Source organism: Herbaspirillum rhizosphaerae, from assembly GCF_046025915.1.
In the GTDB taxonomy this organism is placed as follows: domain Bacteria; phylum Pseudomonadota; class Gammaproteobacteria; order Burkholderiales; family Burkholderiaceae_D; genus Herbaspirillum; species Herbaspirillum rhizosphaerae_A.
In genome coordinates this window covers 292,961-309,383 of sequence record NZ_JAQQFR010000005.1, presented here as the reverse complement: position 1 = coordinate 309,383, position 16,423 = coordinate 292,961, and the positions used below count along the sequence as shown (strand labels likewise).

Below are 16,423 nucleotides of genomic sequence, written 5' to 3'. Positions count from 1 at the left end.
TTGATAGCATGATCAACATATGACGCTTACACCGCTCGAATATTTTTCTTCGCTGGTTCGTCAAGACGATTCGATTCCGCTGTTTGAATCGGCTCTGGCGTTGGGCCAAGATGCGTATCCCGATCTGGATTTTTCCGCCAGCCAGATCGAGATGGACACTTTAGCGCTCAAGCTGAAGCAGCGTCTCTCCGCCGATGCATCGCATATTCAAAAACTGCGCATGCTGAACCATTTCTTTTTCCAGGAATTGGCTTTCGCGGGCAACATCAACAATTATTACGATCCCGACAACAGTTATATCCATCGCGTCATCGCGTCGCGCCGCGGCATTCCGATTTCGCTGGCGCTGGTCTACATGGAGCTGGGCCAGCAGATCGGTCTGAACATGAAGGGCATCTCCTTCCCCGGGCACTTCCTGATGAAGTTATCGGTGCAGTCGGGCGATATCGTACTGGATCCGATGAACGGTTCCAGCCTGTCGCGCGAAGAACTGGAAGAACGGCTGGAGCCGTATCTGGAACAACAGGAATACGGCGACGAGCTGCCGCTGGCCGCTTATCTGCGCGCGGCACATCCGCGTGAGATCCTCACTCGCATGCTGCGTAATCTCAAGGCCATTTTTACCGAAGGCCGGCAATGGGAGCTTTTACGCGACGTGCAAGAACGTCTGGTGATTTTGCTGCCGGATGAAATTACCGAGCGCCGCGATCGCGGACTGGCCTATGCCAACCTGGCGGAACCTCAGGCGGCGTTAGATGATATTGAAGCCTATCTGGCTTTACGGCCCGATGCGGAAGACGCCGACATCATGCGCGAGAAGCTGCCGGAATTGCGCCATGCAAGCCGGCGTCCCAATTAAGATTCAACTCAGATTGAATTGAAATTGGGAGCGCCTTCTCTGCAAGATTAATTATCCCTTCGAGCGCGCTTCGATCACTTCCCAGCGCTCCAGGTTTTCCAACAGCAAACCGTCGATTTCAGCAAAGCGTGCGTTCAGACCCACGGCGACATCCGCACCTTGCTTGTACAGATCAGCATCAGCCAGCTTGGCAGAAATCGTTGCCTGCTCTTCTTCCAGTTGCGCGATCAGTTTAGGCAACTCTTCCAACTCGCGCTGCTCCTTGTAGCTGAGCTTCTTCGGCTTGGCCGCTGCGGCAACCGGTGCTGCTTGCACTTCTGCCGGCTTGGTTTCCGGCTTGTTGTCAGCCTTCTTCGCTGTTGCCTGCATGTTGGCGCGCACGCGCTCCCAATCGCTATAGCCGCCGACATATTCGCGCCACACGCCATCGCCTTCGGAAGCGATCACCTGTGTCACCACATTGTCGAGGAAAGTACGATCATGGCTGACCAGGAAAACGGTGCCGGTATATTCTTCCAGCAACTCTTCCAGCAATTCCAGCGTATCGATATCGAGATCGTTGGTCGGTTCATCGAGCACCAGCACGTTGGCCGGCTTGGCGAACAGACGCGCCAGCAGCAAACGGTTGCGCTCGCCGCCCGACAAGGTGCGCACCGGCGAACGTGCACGTTCCGGTGCGAACAGGAAGTCGCTCAGATACGTCATGACATGCTTGCGCTGACCGTTGACTTCTACCCAGTCACTACCCGGGGCAATGGTTTCGGCCAGGCTGGCTTCTTCGTTGAGCTGAGTGCGCATCTGGTCGAAGTACGCGACCTGCAATTTGGTGCCTTGGCGCACGGTGCCGGCATCTGCCGTTTCTTCACCGAGAATGAGCTTGAGCAATGTCGTCTTGCCGGCGCCGTTTTGACCGATCAGGCCGACCTTGTCGCCACGCATGATGGTGCCGGTAAAATCGCGCACGATGGTCTTCGGGCCATAGGCCTTGCTGACGTTTTCCAGTTCCGCCACGATCTTGCCTGAACGCTCGCCGGAGGAAACCTCCAGTTTGACCTGGCCCTGGCGGTCGCGGCGTACGCTGCGTTCCTGGCGCAAGGCTTCGAGACGGCGCACACGACCTTCGTCACGGGTACGGCGCGCCTGCACACCCTTGCGGATCCAGACTTCTTCCTGCGCGAGGAATTTATCGAATTTGGCGTTCTCGACTTCTTCATTGGCCAGCAACTCTGCCTTGCGGCCCTGATAGGTGCTGAAGTTGCCCGGGAAGGAAAGTATTTTGCCGCGATCCAGTTCGATGATGCGCGTAGCAACGTTATCAAGGAAGCTACGATCATGGGTAATGAACAGCACGCTGCCCTTGTAGTCGCGCAACAGCGCTTCGAGCCACAGGATCGAGCCGAAATCCAGATGGTTGGTCGGCTCATCCAGCAGCAGCACATCGGGCGCACCGACCAGGCCGCATGCCAGCGCCACGCGCTTTTGCATACCGCCGGACAGTTCGCCGATCAGCGACTCCGCTTTGAGGTTCAGCTTGTCGAGCGTGGTTTCGACCTTGTGATTCAGACTCCAGGCGTCGGCGGCATCGAGCTTGACCTGAATGTCGTGCATGCGCTCCATCAGCGCATCATCGTTGTCGCCGCCGAACTGGCCGGTCAACGACTCATATTCGGCCAGCAGCGCCGGCAATTCGCCCAAGCCGGAAGCGACCGCATCGAAAATCGACATCTCTGCAGGGAAATGCGGCTCCTGATCGACATAGGCAATCTTCAGGCCTTGCTGCATCACCAGCAGACCATCGTCCAGTTTGGAAACGCTCGCGATGATTTTCAGCAAGGACGACTTGCCGGTGCCGTTGCGGCCGATCAGACCGACGCGTTCGCCTGTTTCAAGGGAAAACTCCGCGCCATCGAGAAGCGCAACGTGTCCGAATGCGAGCTGCGCATTGGAGAGAGAAATGACTGCCATAAGTATGCCGAGGGATGAAATCGAAGGCCGGGCAGCAACTGCTTTGCCGCGACTGAATTAAGAGGAAAGACCGCATTGTACCGATTGTGCGCGGGCTTCGTGAATCTAACGTCGATCTGTACGCGATCTTCCTGGCTTAATACTGCGTCGCAACAACGATAATTGCCGAACAACAACAAAGAATGTGTTTTTGGCATGATCCTGCGCCAAAACAAGCACGCCGGTGGCCACCGCATACATTTGGAAACATAATCGCGCCTTTGATTGGCCTCAGATCGGCAGTCCCGACCACCCCATGTTGTAAGATACGGCACGCCCTTCACTAACAATGACCATGCGCTTTAACTCTCGCTTTCCCCTAGTTTCCCGCCAACGCGGTTTTCTGAATCCCAATATCGCCAAATTCATCGCCTTCACCGTTCTCGGGCTGGCGATCATTGGCGCATTGATCATCGCCTACGCACTGATCTTCATCAATCCGCGCCTGCCGTCGCTGGATGTCATTACCGACTATCGTCCGAAAGTACCGCTGCGGATTTATTCTGCCGACAATGTGCTGCTGGGTGAGTTCGGTGAAGAGAAACGCAGTCTGGTGAAGCTCGACGCCATCCCCGCCAACTTGAAAAACGCTGTGCTGGCGATTGAAGACTACCGCTTCTATCAGCATGGCGGCATCGACTACATCGGTATCGCACGCGCATTGGCGACCGACATCATCAAAGGCCATGCCAGCCAAGGCGCAAGCACCATCACCATGCAAGTGGCGCGCAATGTGTTCCTGACCAAGGAAAAAACTGTTTCGCGCAAACTCTATGAAGTCCTGCTGGCTAACAAAATTGAAGCAACCCTGAGCAAGGATCAGATCCTTGAGGTGTACATGAACCAGATCTATCTGGGACAACGCGCCTTCGGCTTTGCCGCTGCGGCACGCACCTATTTCGGCAAGGACATCAAGGACATCACGTTGGCGCAAGCCGCCATGCTGGCCGGTTTACCGAAAGCACCGTCGGCGTACAACCCGATCGTCAATCCCAAGCGCGCGCACATCCGCCAGCAATACATCCTGCAACGCATGCTGGATCTGGAATACATCACGCAAGCGCAATATGACGCTGCCGTAAAAGAAGATATCCAGGTGCGCGCCCCCGGCAATCAATACAACGTTCATGCCGAGTACGTGAATGAAATGGTGCGCCAGATGGTCTACGCGCAGTACAAGGAAGACACCTACACCCACGGCATCACCGTCACCACCACCATCAATGCAGCCGATCAGAAGGCCGCCTATGACGCCGTGCGCAAGGGTGTCATGGACTACGACCGCCGCCACGGCTATCGCGGCCCGGAAGAAACCATCGAGTTGCCATCTGGCGACGATGATCGCTCGCAAGCCATCGACGACGCCATGGATGATCACCCGGACAACGACGACATCCTCGCTGCAGTCGTGGTTTCTGCTGATCCGAAGCAAATCCAGGCTGTGATCCGCAGCGGCGACAAGATCACACTGAGCGGCGACACACTCAAATTCGTGGCAGCCGCATTGAGTCCGAAAGCCAAGAAGGAAATTCGCATCGCACCGGGTGCGGTGATCCGCGTCATGCAAGACGCCAAGAAAAACTGGCAGATCGTGCAGTTGCCGGAAGTAGAAGCAACGCTGGTATCGGTCACGCCACAGAATGGCGCTATTCGCGCGCTGGTCGGTGGCTTTGACTTCACGCAAAACAACTTCAATCACGTGACACAGGCATGGCGCCAACCGGGCTCGACGTTCAAGCCATTCATCTATTCGGCTGCGCTGGAAAAAGGTTTTGCACCAGCCAGTATCATCAACGATGCTCCGGTTTCTTACCCGGCAGGCAATGGTCAGCCAAACTGGGAACCGAAGGATGATGATCCGCCGGCTGGCCCGATGTCGATGCGCACCGCCTTGCAAAAATCGGTCAATCTGGTGGCAATCCGTACCCTAGATGCAATCGGCGTGAAGTATGCGCAAGATTTCATCACCAGCCATTTCGGCTTCGATGTCGACAAGGTGCCGCCTTATCTGCCGATGGCTCTGGGTGCGGGTCAGACCACACCGCTGCAGTTGGCGTCCGCTTATGCAATCTTCGCCAACGGTGGTTACAAGATCAATCCTTACCTCATCACGCAAATCGCGGATGCACGCGGCAAGGTCTTGTCCAAGGCAGATCCCCTAGTGGTCGGCAACAATGCGCCGCGCGCCATTGACGAACGCAACAGCTATGTCATGACCAGCCTGCTGCAATCGGTCGCACAACGCGGCACCGGCGCACGCAGCAACTCGCTCAAGCGCACGGATCTGGCGGGCAAGACAGGGACCACCAACGATGCGATGGACGGCTGGTTTGCCGGTTATCAACGCACGCTGACGACCGTCGTCTGGATGGGTTACGACCAACCCAAGACCTTGGGCAGCAAAGAATTCGGCGCGCAACTGGCCTTGCCGATCTGGGTGGATTACATGGGTGCCGCACTCAAGGGCGTGCCGCAATTCGACATGCCGGCACCGGCAGGCATCAAGTTTGTCGATGGCGAGCCTTACTACGACAACTTCTCTCCGGGTGATGGCTTTGTCGCCTCGCTGGGTACGGAAGGCGGCGGTGTGGTAGATGCCTTGTCCAATTTCTTCGGCTGGTCAAAGAATCCGAACTCAGAGACACCTGCACCACCGGCAAGTTCGACCGGCGCCCCGGCATCGCCTGCTCAGGTTGACCGAGACAAGCTCTATCAGGGTCATTGACCAGTCGCTGACCTCACTGACCGGATCGCAAAAAAGAAAAAGCGCAGAAGACAATATCTTCTGCGCTTTTTTTACCTTCGTATCTGGCGCCCCCGACACGGATCGAACGTGTGACCTATCCCTTCGTACCACCATGGCTTTCGCCACCAAGTAACTTGTTTGTGGTCTGGACTATACCTTGGCCATGGACTTGCAGTCCGCAGGCCGGAGCCGTCTAGTCTCTACACCTTCCGCACGATAACAACCCGGTGCGGCTTGGCTCGGTATTGCCAGCAGCCGTTTGCAGCATAAGCACTGCAAGCGCTGTCAGGGTTCACCGAATTTGACTCCATTCACGCGGCGCCTTTCGGATGCCGGTGCCCAATTGTATTTAGGAGGGGATCGCTCTATCCACTGAGCTACGGGGGCGTGGGCGCTATTGTAGCGGGTGTGGGCGGGTATGGAAAGGCGCGCAGTCGGATCAAGCGCCGCTTGTGCGGCCGTCGAACCAATTTTGATCCAGGCACAGACGGAGTTGCATGCGGGCGCGATAGAGCAGCACGCTGCAATTGCTGGCTGTGATCTTGAGCTCCTTGCAGATCTCGGCAATCTCGAACTCGAACAGTTCACGCATGGAAAACACACGCGCCATCACCGGCGAGAGCTTGTTCAGACAAAAATCCATGATGTCGAAGAACTGCGACTGCTGCAGAGTTTCCGCCGGATTGCCCCAATCGGCGGGCGCTTCGGCCCAATGCCCCGTGTCGTCAAAAAGTACGTCGAAGTCGGTCGGGTCGCCGGTTTCCTCTTGTGTGATCTGAACGTACTTCTTTTCCTTGCGAATCAAGTCAACGATCTTGTGCTTGAGAATGCCGACCAGCCAGGTACGCAACGACGATTTTCCCGAAAAGCCTGCGGCATTCTGCAATGCAGCCAGTAAGGTTTCCTGCGCGACATCCTCGGCAGCATCTTCCTGCAGATGCAGGCGTGCAAACTTGACCAGCATGCTACGCTCGGCAATCACTGACTGTTCAAACGACTTGTCGGCCATGGGGATTTATCTGTCTTCTGAAATTGATCTGTACGGCAATACACACTGCAAAAACGCTACTGTACTTGGATTTTCATGGTGCTGGTGTGCGGGCATGATAAACGCCAGCTCTTATACAATGCAAACATTGCGATCAATTCTCCGATCAGCTCGCCGCATATAACTTACAACGATTATTTATATGGCCAGCCTTATATCTTTCCCGATGTTCGCACGCAGCGTACCACGCGCGTTTCCGACGCTGTATGTGGCGCGTTACCTGGCATTATGTGCCGGGCTGATGACAGCCATGTTACCGCTGGCTCACGCGCAAAGCTCAAACTCAGCCCCAACTTCTACTTTGACGTCGAGCTCGGCCTCGGGCCGGCAAACCTTACCGGATACGATTTCCCAGCGTGTCGTTGCCTGTACCGCGTGCCATGGCAAAGAAGGACGCGCCTCCAGCGACGGTTTTTATCCCCGCATCGCCGGTAAGCCGGAGGGCTATCTGTTCAACCAGCTCACCAACTTCCGCGATGGCCGCCGGCAGTATCCACTGATGACGTATCTGTTGGATCATCTTTCCGACGCCTATCTGCATGAAATCGCCAACTACTTCTCCGAACAACATCCGCCCTACCCTGCACCACAACCTAGCGACGCTACGCCGGCAGTACTGGAACGTGGCCGCAATCTGGTCATGAACGGCGACAGCAGCAAGAAAGTGCCGGCTTGCATTGCCTGTCATGGACAAGCGCTAACCGGCGTAGCGCCTGCCGTTCCGGGCCTGATCGGTTTGCCGCGCGACTATATCAATTCGCAATTCGGCGCGTGGCGAAACGGCGTACGCAAAGCAAAAGCGCCCGACTGCATGGCGCAGATCACGCAAAAACTGACACTGGAAGATATCAACGCGGCCAGCAGTTGGCTCGCCGCCCAAACCGTCCCGGAAGGCGCCGTACCGGCCCCTGCCACGACTGTCAAACTGCCGCTGGCTTGCGGCAGCGTCACCGAATAAAGGGCTGCTCATGAAACGCATCTTGCTGGCCCTCCTCTTGCTGATCAGCGCCATCCCCGCCGTCATGGTCAGCATGCAATTTGTTGATCATGACGACGATGCTCCGCCACAATCGGCCGCCCCGATGAATCCCGAACAACAAGTCATCCGCGGCGCCTACCTGGCCCGTGCCGGTGACTGCATGGCCTGCCATACGGCACGCGGTGGGCAACCCTATGCCGGTGGCCGCGCCATTTCGACGCCGTTCGGCACGCTCTACGCGCCCAATATCACCGCCGACAATGAGACCGGCCTGGGCAGCTGGAACACAAAAGATTTCTGGCGGGCGCTGCATCACGGCAAGTCGAAGGACGGCAGCTTCCTCTACCCGGCCTTCCCGTATCCGAATTACACCAAAGTGACGCGTGAAGACGCCGATGCCTTGTTCTCGTATCTGCAAACAATCAAGCCGGTGCATCAAGTCAATCAGGAACACGAACTGCGCTTCCCCTACAACTACCGCATCCTGCTGGCCGGATGGCGTGCGCTGTATTTCACACCGGGATCCTATGCGCCAGAAAACAAACAATCGGTCGAGTGGAATCGCGGCGCTTATCTGGTTCAGGGGCTGGGACATTGCAGCGCGTGCCATACGACTCGCAACGCATTTGGTGCCACCGTGGATAAATCCGATCTGGCCGGCGGCCTCATTCCGATCATGAACTGGTATGCGCCGTCGTTGACCTCAGACGCTGAAGCCGGGCTCGGAAAATGGGAAATAGCTCACATCACAGCGCTGTTGAAAACCGGCGTCTCGCCGCGCAGCACGGTGTTCGGCCCCATGGCGGAAGTCGTCAGCCAGAGTCTGCAACACCTGACTGACAGCGACATCCAGGCCATGGCGGTTTACCTGAAATCCTTGCCGCAGAACGATCCCCCGCCAGCGCTCGACACGGCGCAGCCGGACAAGGCAACAGCCGATCGCATTCTGCAAACCGGCAGCAAGATCTATGAAAAGCAATGCGCCGAGTGCCACCAGGCCAACGGCCAGGGCATCGCGCCGGCTTACCCGCCGATGAGCGGCAACCGTTCGCTGACGATGGGATCCGCAGTCAATCCGATTCGCATGGTGCTCAATGGCGGCTTCCCGCCGTCAACCGAAGGCAATCCACGCCCCTACGGCATGCCACCTTTCGGACAGGCCCTGAACGACCAGGAAGTCGCTGCGGTCGTGTCGTATATCAGGAACAGCTGGGAAAATCGCGCCGGTTTTGTCTCGCCGCAAGAGGTGAATCGCTATCGATCAATTCCGTTGGACTGATGATTGAAGTCCGGTTGACGCTTGGCTGAACCAAGAACGGGCTTCAAATGTGAGATTAGATAGGATTCGGTTACAACATTCGACCGCGTGGCCGAATCATCAAACTCGGAATCAAGCGCTCTTCGCTTCCATGCTGAGCTTGTAGCCCATGCCGCGTACAGTCTTCACATAGTCTGCGGCAGCTCCCAGCGATTTGCGCAGGCGCATGATGTGAACGTCGACGGTGCGCTCTTCGATGAAGGTATGATCGCCCCAGACTTTATCCAGCAACTGGGCACGTGAAAAAATGCGTTCCGGATGTGCGACGAGATAGCGCAACAGTTTGAATTCCGCCTGATCCAGTTCGATCTCATCCTTGTCGACCGTGACGCGATGACGTTCGGTATCGATGCCGAGCAAGCCATAGGACAAACTCTGATGACCAACTTCTGGCACCTTGCGACGCAGCAGTGCCTGTACACGCGCCACCAGTTCTTTCGGTGAAAACGGTTTGGTGACGTAGTCGTCAGCCCCTTCGTTCAAGCCTTTGACCTTGTCTTCTTCCATGCCCTTTGCGGTCAGCATAATGACTGGCAAAGCAGCGGTACGCGCCTCTCTGCGCCACTCGCCAAGCAAGGCCAGCCCGGAGGTATCAGGCAGCATCCAGTCCAGCAGCACCAGTTGCGGCAAGGCAGTCGCGATGAGCTTGCGCGCTTCTGCCGCATCACTCGCGATGCTGGTGGCAAAGCCTGCGCCTTCCATGGTGAAGCGCAGAAGCTCCGCGATACTCGGCTCGTCCTCGACTAATAAGATATGTGGCTGATCTTTTGACATGCGCTGCTATGTTGACTTGTAATGGTTGGCGATGTGCTTAGAACAGTGCTTCGCCTTCGTCCTTCCCCGCGCTGTTCTACCCAGCACTCAGGCCGCTACTTTATCAGCAATCCGCTGCGCCATCGTCTGCGCCGTCTCTGCCTGCTGCGCTTCCACCATGACGCGAATCAGCGGTTCGGTGCCGGATGGACGAATCAAGACGCGACCGGTGTCGCCAAGAGCCTTTTCAACAGCGTCCTTTTCGGCTTGCATGCCGGGATTCGTTTTCCAGTCGAAGCCGGCAGGAATCTTAACGTTGATCAGTACTTGGGGATACATACGGATGTCTGCGGTCATCTCGGCCAGGCTTTGTCCAGAGCGCTTGAGCGCAGACATGACCTGCAGCGCCGAAACAATGCCGTCGCCGGTGGTGTGCTTATCGAGACACAGCAAATGGCCGGAACCTTCACCGCCGAGCAGCCAGCCGCGCTCCTGCAAAGTTTCCAACACGTAGCGGTCGCCGACTTTGGCGCGCGCGAAACCGATGCCCATTTTCTTGAAAGCGACTTCCAGCGCCATGTTGGTCATCAACGTACCGACAGCACCCGGCACCGGTCCGGTAGCCAGACGGTCCTTGACCATTACATACAACAGCTCGTCGCCGTTGTAGATACGGCCGGCGGCGTCCACCATCACCAGACGATCGGCGTCGCCGTCAAGTGCAATACCGACGTGCGCGTGATTGGCGCGCACTGACTTTGACAGGGCTTCCGGCGCAGTCGCGCCAAAACCTTCATTGATGTTCAGACCGTTGGGCTGGTTGCCGATATTGATAACTTCGGCACCAAGCTCATGGAAAACGTGCGGCGCGATGTTGTAGGCAGCGCCGTGTGCGCAATCGACGACGATACGCATGCCATGCAGATCCAGATCGTTCGGAAACGTCCCTTTGCAAAATTCGATATAGCGGCCCTGCGCATCGTCCAAGCGCTTTGCTTTACCCAGTTTTTCGGACGATACACAGCTCATTGGCGTATCGAGTGCGGCCTCGATTTCTGCTTCAACGGCGTCCGGCAGTTTGTTACCAGAAGCCGAGAAAAACTTGATGCCGTTATCGTGATACGGATTGTGCGAAGCCGAAATCACCACGCCCGCCGACAGGCGCAGCGCGCGCGTAAGGTAAGCGATCGCCGGTGTTGGCATCGGCCCGGCCAGCATCACATCAACGCCTGCCGCCGCAAAGCCTGCCTCCAGAGCGGCTTCCAGCATATAACCGGAAATACGGGTGTCCTTGCCGATCAGCACCGTCGGTTTGGCCGACGATGCCCAAGACTTGGTGAGCACTTTTCCTGCAGCGTAACCAAGACGCATGACGAAATCAGGAGTAATCGGCGCCACGCCGACACGTCCACGCACACCATCGGTACCAAAATATTTTCCAGCCATGATTCCTGTGTTTCCTCTTGAAGAGTCTTTTTTATAAATAATTATCAGATGGCGGTAGCATCCGTCATGCCTGCATGCCAGACATTGAGCGCATCGACAGTCTCCGCGACATCGTGTACACGGATAATCATCGCACCTTGCGCCGCCGCTGCCAAGGCCGCACCGATACTGCCTGCCAGACGCTGATCCAGCGGCTTACCGGTAATTGCACCGATCATGGATTTGCGCGACATCCCGGCCAACAAAGGTAAATCCAGCGTACGGATCAATTTCCGGGTATTTCTCAGCAGAGCATAATTATGCTCGACACTCTTGCCGAAGCCAAAACCAGGATCGATACAAAGACGATCATGGTCAACGCCGGCGGCATTGAACGCCTCCACACGCGCTTGAAGAAATGCAGTCACTTCTTCAACAACATCGTCGTATACGGGCTGCTGCTGCATGGTTTGCGGCTCGCCCTGCATATGCATGATACATAGGCCGGCAGTACTGTCCTTCACCGCATCGATAGCGCCCGGCGCACGAAAACCGTTGATATCGTTAATCATGTCGGCGTCAGCAATCAAGGCCTCGCGCATGACTTCCGGCTTATAGGTGTCAATCGACAGCGGCTTGCCGCAATCGCGCAAAGCGTAAATCAGAGGCATCACGCGCTTGAGTTCTTCGTCCAGTGGAACCGGCGGAATACCGGGCCGGGTCGACTCGCCACCGATGTCAATGATATCGACGCCGTCAGCAATCATCTGTTCGGCGCGCGAAATGGCAAACTCCAGCGCATGATAATTGCCGCCGTCAGAAAACGAATCGGGAGTGACGTTGAGGATGCCCATTACCAGCGGCCTGCGGCCGGGCGTAACAGAAAGGCGATAACGCCCGCATTGTAGATATTGTTGGCTCATTCGGTTACTTCGATGTTCTGACTCAGGGTGTTTTCAGCACTGCAGCCGACCATGCGGCTAATCAGTCCCAACGTGCAAAAGACTCCGCAAACCTTGCAGGAGCCCTCACCCAAAGAAAAAGGGCGAGGATTACTCCTCACCCTGAGACCAACTTCGCTTACAGTCCCGCTATCAGGCAGGAGCAGTCGCGGTCGGCGAAATATCGCCTGGCGTATTGTCGGACGACTTCTTGACCGGGATACCGTATTTCGGTGGACGCGGCTCGTTGCCTGCCATGATGTCGTTGATCTGATCAGCGTCGATGGTTTCCCAATCGAGCAGCTTTTGCGCCATGACTTCGACCTTGTCGCGGTTTTCTTCCAGCAGGCGGCGCGACAGTGCATATTGCGTGTCGAGGATGCTACGGATTTCGGCATCGACCTTTTGCTGCGTCGCTTCAGACACGGTCTTCGACGACATGCGACCAAAGTAGGCGTCTTGCTCGGTATCTTCGTAGACCATGGTGCCGAGCGCTTCGGACATGCCGTAGCGAGTCACCATTGCACGTGCCAGCTTGGTTGCACGTTCAAAGTCATTGGACGCGCCGGTCGACATTTGATGCATGAAGATTTCTTCTGCGATACGACCACCGAACAAGATGGCGATCTCTTCGAGCATCTTGTCCTTGTACATATTGACGCGATCATGCTCAGGGAGCTGCCATGTCAAACCCAGTGCGTAGCCACGCGGCATGATGGTGACTTTGTGAACGGGATCAGCCTTAGGTAACAGTTTGGCGACAACAGCGTGACCGGACTCATGGAACGCCGTGTTGCGGCGCTCTTCTTCGCGCATCACGGCAGACTTGCGTTCCGGACCCATGACGATCTTGTCCTTCGCATCTTCGAAGTCTTGCATTTCGACCAGACGCTTGCTGCGGCGTGCGGCGAACAGTGCAGCTTCGTTGACGAGGTTGGCCAGATCGGCGCCCGAGAAACCAGGTGTGCCGCGCGCAAGGATATCGGCCTTGACGTCAGGGGCGATAGGCACCTTGCGCATGTGGACGTAGAGAATTTGTTCGCGACCACGGATATCCGGCAAGCCGACCATCACCTGGCGGTCGAAACGACCTGGACGCAGCAGCGCCTTATCCAGCACGTCAGCACGGTTGGTTGCAGCAATCACGATAACGCCGGAGTTGGCTTCAAAACCATCCATCTCGACCAGCATCTGGTTCAGCGTTTGTTCACGCTCATCGTTACCACCGCCCATACCGGCGCCGCGATGGCGGCCGACGGCGTCGATTTCATCGATGAAGATAATGCACGGTGCGTGCTTCTTGGCGTTTTCGAACATGTCGCGAACACGCGATGCGCCCACACCGACGAACATTTCAACGAAATCGGAACCGGAAATGGTGAAGAACGGAACCTTCGCTTCGCCTGCAATCGCACGCGCCAGCAATGTCTTACCAGTACCTGGAGGACCGACCATCAGCACGCCGTGAGGAATGCGGCCGCCGAGTTTCTGGAATTTGGTTGGATCGCGCAGGAACTCGACCAGCTCCTGCACTTCTTCCTTGGCTTCGTCGCAACCTGCGACGTCGGCGAAAGTGACGGAATTGCTGTTCTCGTCAAGCATGCGCGCCTTGGACTTACCGAAGGAGAACGCGCCGCCTTTGCCGCCGCCCTGCATCTGGCGCATGAAGAACACCCAGACGCCGATCAGCAACAGCATCGGGAACCAGGAGATGAAGACTTGCGACAGGAAGGATTGTTCTTCCGGTTGCTTGACATCGAACTTGACGCCGTTGTTCAGTAGATCGCCGACCAGGCCGCGATCCAGATAGGTTGCGGCAGTCTTGACCTTTTTACCATCTTGCGTGGTCGCAACGATGCTACGGTCTTCGATGGTCGCGTCTTTGATGTGGCCGGCTTTTACTTCGCTGATGAAGTCGGAGTATGCGATCGGTGTAGCGCCCGACGCCAGGCTACGGCTATCGAACTGTTTAAAGACCATAAACAGCACCAGGGCGATCACCACCCAGATGGCGGCTTTGGAAAACATGTTGTTCACTAGAACTCCTCCGACGCGAGCGCGCCTCATTACCTTATATATATCCGATTTTACTCGGATTCATCTGCGCTTACTAGGAAACCGTCCATCCCTGGCTGACGTAAATAGACTACGGCAGACCGGCGGAGAAACTTGAATCGCGGCCGATGGCAAAAACACATCCAAATCGCCGCAAAAAACGCTCCGAGGAATAAAAATCGTAAGGTTCCAGCAGTGGATGTGTGGCCGGAATCGGTGAAATCAAGAAGAAAAATGGTCGAAATGCAAGATTACCGGCCGATTTAATGTGGATTCTTCAAAATTTTGCCCAAAAGGAAAATTTCCGACGATTTATCGCGGCTGGCTTTCGGTTTTTTCGACGTGACGGTTTTAAATTCCGCGCGGAATTTGTGCACCAGCTCGTTATAACCCGTACCGTTGAAGCATTTCACCAACACTGAACCGGTTGGTTTCATGTGTGCCTGCGCAAATTCAATTGCCAGATCGATAAGATGCTCAACCCGTGCAGCATCGGCAATCGCCACGCCGGACAGGTTCGGTGCCATGTCGGACAACACCAGATCGACCTGGCGCCCATCCAGAATAGCTTCCAGCTGGCGCAACGAGTCCTCTTCGCGAAAATCGCCCTGAATGAAGTGAACGTCGGCAATAGGATCCATTGGTAGCATGTCCAGCCCAATGATGGTGCCGCGAATGCCGCCGCCCTCCAGCCCTGCCAGCTTGTTGCGGGCATATTGCGACCAGCTGCCGGGGGTCGAGCCAAGGTCGACAATGACCTGGCCGGGCTTGATCAGCTTCTCATCCTCATCGATTTCCTTGAGCTTGTAGGCCGCGCGTGCGCGATAGCCTTCCTTCTGCGCAAGCTTCACATACGGGTCGTTAATGTGATCATGCAGCCAGTTTTTGTTTAATTTGTTCTTTGCCATTCGCGTAGAATACTGGTTTTAAATATTGAGGGACAGAGTTCGGACCGGTTTAACTGGTCTCAGGCGCCAAGCCGCTCGCCCACCGGAAACAAACTATGTTGAAACTTACTCCTGCAGAGCGCAGTGAATTGCGTGCCGAAGCGCATGGCCTGAGCCCTGTCGTGATTATCGGCGAAGGCGGCCTGACTGCCGGCGTCACCAAAGAAATCGATGCCAGCCTGAACGCCCACGGCCTGATCAAGGTTCGCGTGTTCGGCGATGACCGCGAAGCGCGCGTCGCCATCTACGACACCATCTGCGAACAACTCAAGGCAGCGCCCGTACAACACATCGGCAAACTGCTGGTGATCTTCCGCCCCAAGAAGGAAGCGGCGAAAGAACGCAGCGAAACACGCGGCAAGGGCATGCGCGAAGTCACCATCGTCAAGCCTAGCGCCAGCGGCACCAAGCGCCCATCGGTCACCAAGGTCATGATCAAGGGCAACGAGCGCGTTACTGCGGGCGGCTCGATCAAGCGCGCCAAGCCACGTCAGAAAAGCGCAAAGAAATCCATGGGCTGATGCCGTCAGCCGCGACGCTTACCAAAATGAGCACCGTGGATAATAGTATTCCCGCCTGACTGGAATTCAAATCAAGCAAGAAAAAATGCCCGCTTCAGCGGGCATTTTTTTAACCATCGCAGCGCTGTAAATTATTTACAGCTTGTCATCCACAGCGCCTACGTCGGCCTTTACGCTAAGACTTAAACGTAGCGCACTTCCAGAATTTCATACTCACGCACGCCCGATGGCGCTTCAACGGCAACCACATCGCCGGCGCTCTTGCCTATCATCGCACGTGCGATCGGCGAGGTCACGGAAACCTTGGATTCCTTGATATCCGCTTCGTCAATACCGACGATCTGATAGGTGACTTTTTCACCGCTATCCAGGTTTTCCAGATCGACCGTCGCAGCAAACACCACACGGCCATCCGCGCCTGCGCTCAATGTCGCCGGATCAACGACCAGCGACGAACCCAGTTTACCTTCCAGATCAGCAATGCGGCCTTCGATGAAAGCCTGGCGTTCCTTGGCGGCATCGTATTCAGCATTTTCCGACAGATCGCCTTGCGCGCGCGCTTCGGCAATCGCATTGATGACCGCTGGACGCTCTTTGGTTTTCAGACGCTGCAACTCTTCCTTCAAAAGCTCTGCACCATACTTGGTGATAGGAACTGTACTCATAAAAACTCTCAACAAAAAAATGAGGCACTTTTGTATGACTTGCCCTGGAGGCTGTTGCAAAATCAAACTGAACGCGCGTAAAACATGATGCGGTGCGAGATCAATTTTGCAACAGCCCTTACGGGCAAATACAGAGTTTGCCGTTAAAAAAGACACAGAGGG

General features: G+C 56.1%; 13 protein-coding genes. 5 read left to right on the top strand and 8 right to left on the bottom strand.

What is annotated here, in order from left to right:
- The first annotated feature begins 19 nt into the window (after positions 1-19).
- The gene (locus tag PQR63_RS10080) at positions 20-859 is read left to right on the top strand and encodes a SirB1 family protein (protein ID WP_408167726.1); all 840 of its coding nucleotides are present in this window, start codon (positions 20-22) and stop codon (positions 857-859) included.
- Positions 860-910: 51 nt separating this feature from the next.
- Here the strand turns inward: PQR63_RS10080 and PQR63_RS10075 are convergent, their stop codons facing one another.
- Positions 911-2,824 carry an ATP-binding cassette domain-containing protein gene (locus PQR63_RS10075; protein WP_408167725.1) on the bottom strand — a complete coding sequence of 638 codons (1,914 nt, stop codon included), beginning with the start codon at positions 2,822-2,824 and terminating at the stop codon, positions 911-913.
- 334 nt (positions 2,825-3,158) lie between these two features.
- Here PQR63_RS10075 and PQR63_RS10070 point away from each other — a divergent pair, with 334 nt between their 5' ends.
- Positions 3,159-5,588 (top strand): penicillin-binding protein 1A, encoded by a 2,430-nt coding sequence (locus tag PQR63_RS10070; RefSeq protein ID WP_408167724.1) that lies wholly within the window; start codon positions 3,159-3,161, stop codon positions 5,586-5,588.
- Positions 5,589-6,048: 460 nt separating this feature from the next.
- On the opposite strand, the gene PQR63_RS10065 is transcribed toward PQR63_RS10070, so the two are convergent.
- Positions 6,049-6,618 carry a sigma-70 family RNA polymerase sigma factor gene (locus PQR63_RS10065; protein ID WP_408167723.1) on the bottom strand — a complete coding sequence of 190 codons (570 nt, stop codon included), beginning with the start codon at positions 6,616-6,618 and terminating at the stop codon, positions 6,049-6,051.
- Positions 6,619-6,907: 289 nt separating this feature from the next.
- On the opposite strand from PQR63_RS10065, the gene PQR63_RS10060 reads away from it, so the two are divergent.
- Together PQR63_RS10060 and PQR63_RS10055 are read left to right on the top strand one after the other, a co-directional pair.
- On the top strand, positions 6,908-7,615 hold the full coding sequence (locus PQR63_RS10060) for a c-type cytochrome (protein WP_408167790.1): 708 nt from the start codon (positions 6,908-6,910) through the stop codon (positions 7,613-7,615).
- Positions 7,616-7,625: 10 nt separating this feature from the next.
- Complete coding sequence (locus PQR63_RS10055) at positions 7,626-8,915, top strand: c-type cytochrome (RefSeq protein ID WP_408167722.1); 1,290 nt, start codon at positions 7,626-7,628, stop codon at positions 8,913-8,915.
- A gap of 111 nt (positions 8,916-9,026) precedes the next feature.
- On the opposite strand, the gene phoB is transcribed toward PQR63_RS10055, so the two are convergent.
- The 5 genes from phoB to PQR63_RS10030 all read right to left on the bottom strand — a co-directional run bounded on the left by phoB (position 9,027) and on the right by PQR63_RS10030 (position 15,036).
- Positions 9,027-9,728 carry a phosphate regulon transcriptional regulator PhoB gene (phoB, locus tag PQR63_RS10050; protein ID WP_408167721.1) on the bottom strand — a complete coding sequence of 234 codons (702 nt, stop codon included), beginning with the start codon at positions 9,726-9,728 and terminating at the stop codon, positions 9,027-9,029.
- Positions 9,729-9,815: 87 nt separating this feature from the next.
- A complete protein-coding gene (gene glmM, locus PQR63_RS10045) occupies positions 9,816-11,153 on the bottom strand; it encodes a phosphoglucosamine mutase (RefSeq protein ID WP_408167720.1) in 1,338 nt (445 codons plus the stop codon).
- A gap of 44 nt (positions 11,154-11,197) precedes the next feature.
- Complete coding sequence (gene folP / locus PQR63_RS10040) at positions 11,198-12,055, bottom strand: dihydropteroate synthase (protein ID WP_408167719.1); 858 nt, start codon at positions 12,053-12,055, stop codon at positions 11,198-11,200.
- Positions 12,056-12,226: 171 nt separating this feature from the next.
- Positions 12,227-14,110 carry an ATP-dependent zinc metalloprotease FtsH gene (gene ftsH, locus PQR63_RS10035; protein WP_408167718.1) on the bottom strand — a complete coding sequence of 628 codons (1,884 nt, stop codon included), beginning with the start codon at positions 14,108-14,110 and terminating at the stop codon, positions 12,227-12,229.
- Positions 14,111-14,391: 281 nt separating this feature from the next.
- Complete coding sequence (locus PQR63_RS10030; protein WP_094563028.1) at positions 14,392-15,036, bottom strand: RlmE family RNA methyltransferase; 645 nt, start codon at positions 15,034-15,036, stop codon at positions 14,392-14,394.
- 95 nt (positions 15,037-15,131) lie between these two features.
- Here PQR63_RS10030 and PQR63_RS10025 point away from each other — a divergent pair, with 95 nt between their 5' ends.
- Complete coding sequence (locus PQR63_RS10025; protein ID WP_116435051.1) at positions 15,132-15,596, top strand: YhbY family RNA-binding protein; 465 nt, start codon at positions 15,132-15,134, stop codon at positions 15,594-15,596.
- A 182-nt stretch (positions 15,597-15,778) separates the two neighbouring features.
- Here the strand turns inward: PQR63_RS10025 and greA are convergent, their stop codons facing one another.
- Positions 15,779-16,261, bottom strand: coding sequence for a transcription elongation factor GreA (gene greA / locus PQR63_RS10020; protein ID WP_408167717.1), 483 nt, complete (start codon positions 16,259-16,261; stop codon positions 15,779-15,781).
- Between the last annotated feature and the right edge of the window lie 162 nt (positions 16,262-16,423).

Excerpts from the sequence above, each read along its gene's own strand:
- folP (WP_408167719.1), bottom strand. The coding sequence starts at position 12,055 with ATGAGCCAACAATATCTACAATGCGGGCGTTATCGCCTTTCTGTTACG.
- PQR63_RS10060 (WP_408167790.1), top strand. The coding sequence starts at position 6,908 with ATGTTACCGCTGGCTCACGCGCAAAGCTCAAACTCAGCCCCAACTTCT.
- greA (WP_408167717.1), bottom strand. The coding sequence starts at position 16,261 with ATGAGTACAGTTCCTATCACCAAGTATGGTGCAGAGCTTTTGAAGGAA.
- PQR63_RS10070 (WP_408167724.1), top strand. The coding sequence starts at position 3,159 with ATGCGCTTTAACTCTCGCTTTCCCCTAGTTTCCCGCCAACGCGGTTTT.
- glmM (WP_408167720.1), bottom strand. The coding sequence starts at position 11,153 with ATGGCTGGAAAATATTTTGGTACCGATGGTGTGCGTGGACGTGTCGGC.
- PQR63_RS10055 (WP_408167722.1), top strand. The coding sequence starts at position 7,626 with ATGAAACGCATCTTGCTGGCCCTCCTCTTGCTGATCAGCGCCATCCCC.
- PQR63_RS10075 (WP_408167725.1), bottom strand. The coding sequence starts at position 2,824 with ATGGCAGTCATTTCTCTCTCCAATGCGCAGCTCGCATTCGGACACGTT.
- PQR63_RS10080 (WP_408167726.1), top strand. The coding sequence starts at position 20 with ATGACGCTTACACCGCTCGAATATTTTTCTTCGCTGGTTCGTCAAGAC.
- PQR63_RS10065 (WP_408167723.1), bottom strand. The coding sequence starts at position 6,618 with ATGGCCGACAAGTCGTTTGAACAGTCAGTGATTGCCGAGCGTAGCATG.
- phoB (WP_408167721.1), bottom strand. The coding sequence starts at position 9,728 with ATGTCAAAAGATCAGCCACATATCTTATTAGTCGAGGACGAGCCGAGT.
- PQR63_RS10025 (WP_116435051.1), top strand. The coding sequence starts at position 15,132 with ATGTTGAAACTTACTCCTGCAGAGCGCAGTGAATTGCGTGCCGAAGCG.
- PQR63_RS10030 (WP_094563028.1), bottom strand. The coding sequence starts at position 15,036 with ATGGCAAAGAACAAATTAAACAAAAACTGGCTGCATGATCACATTAAC.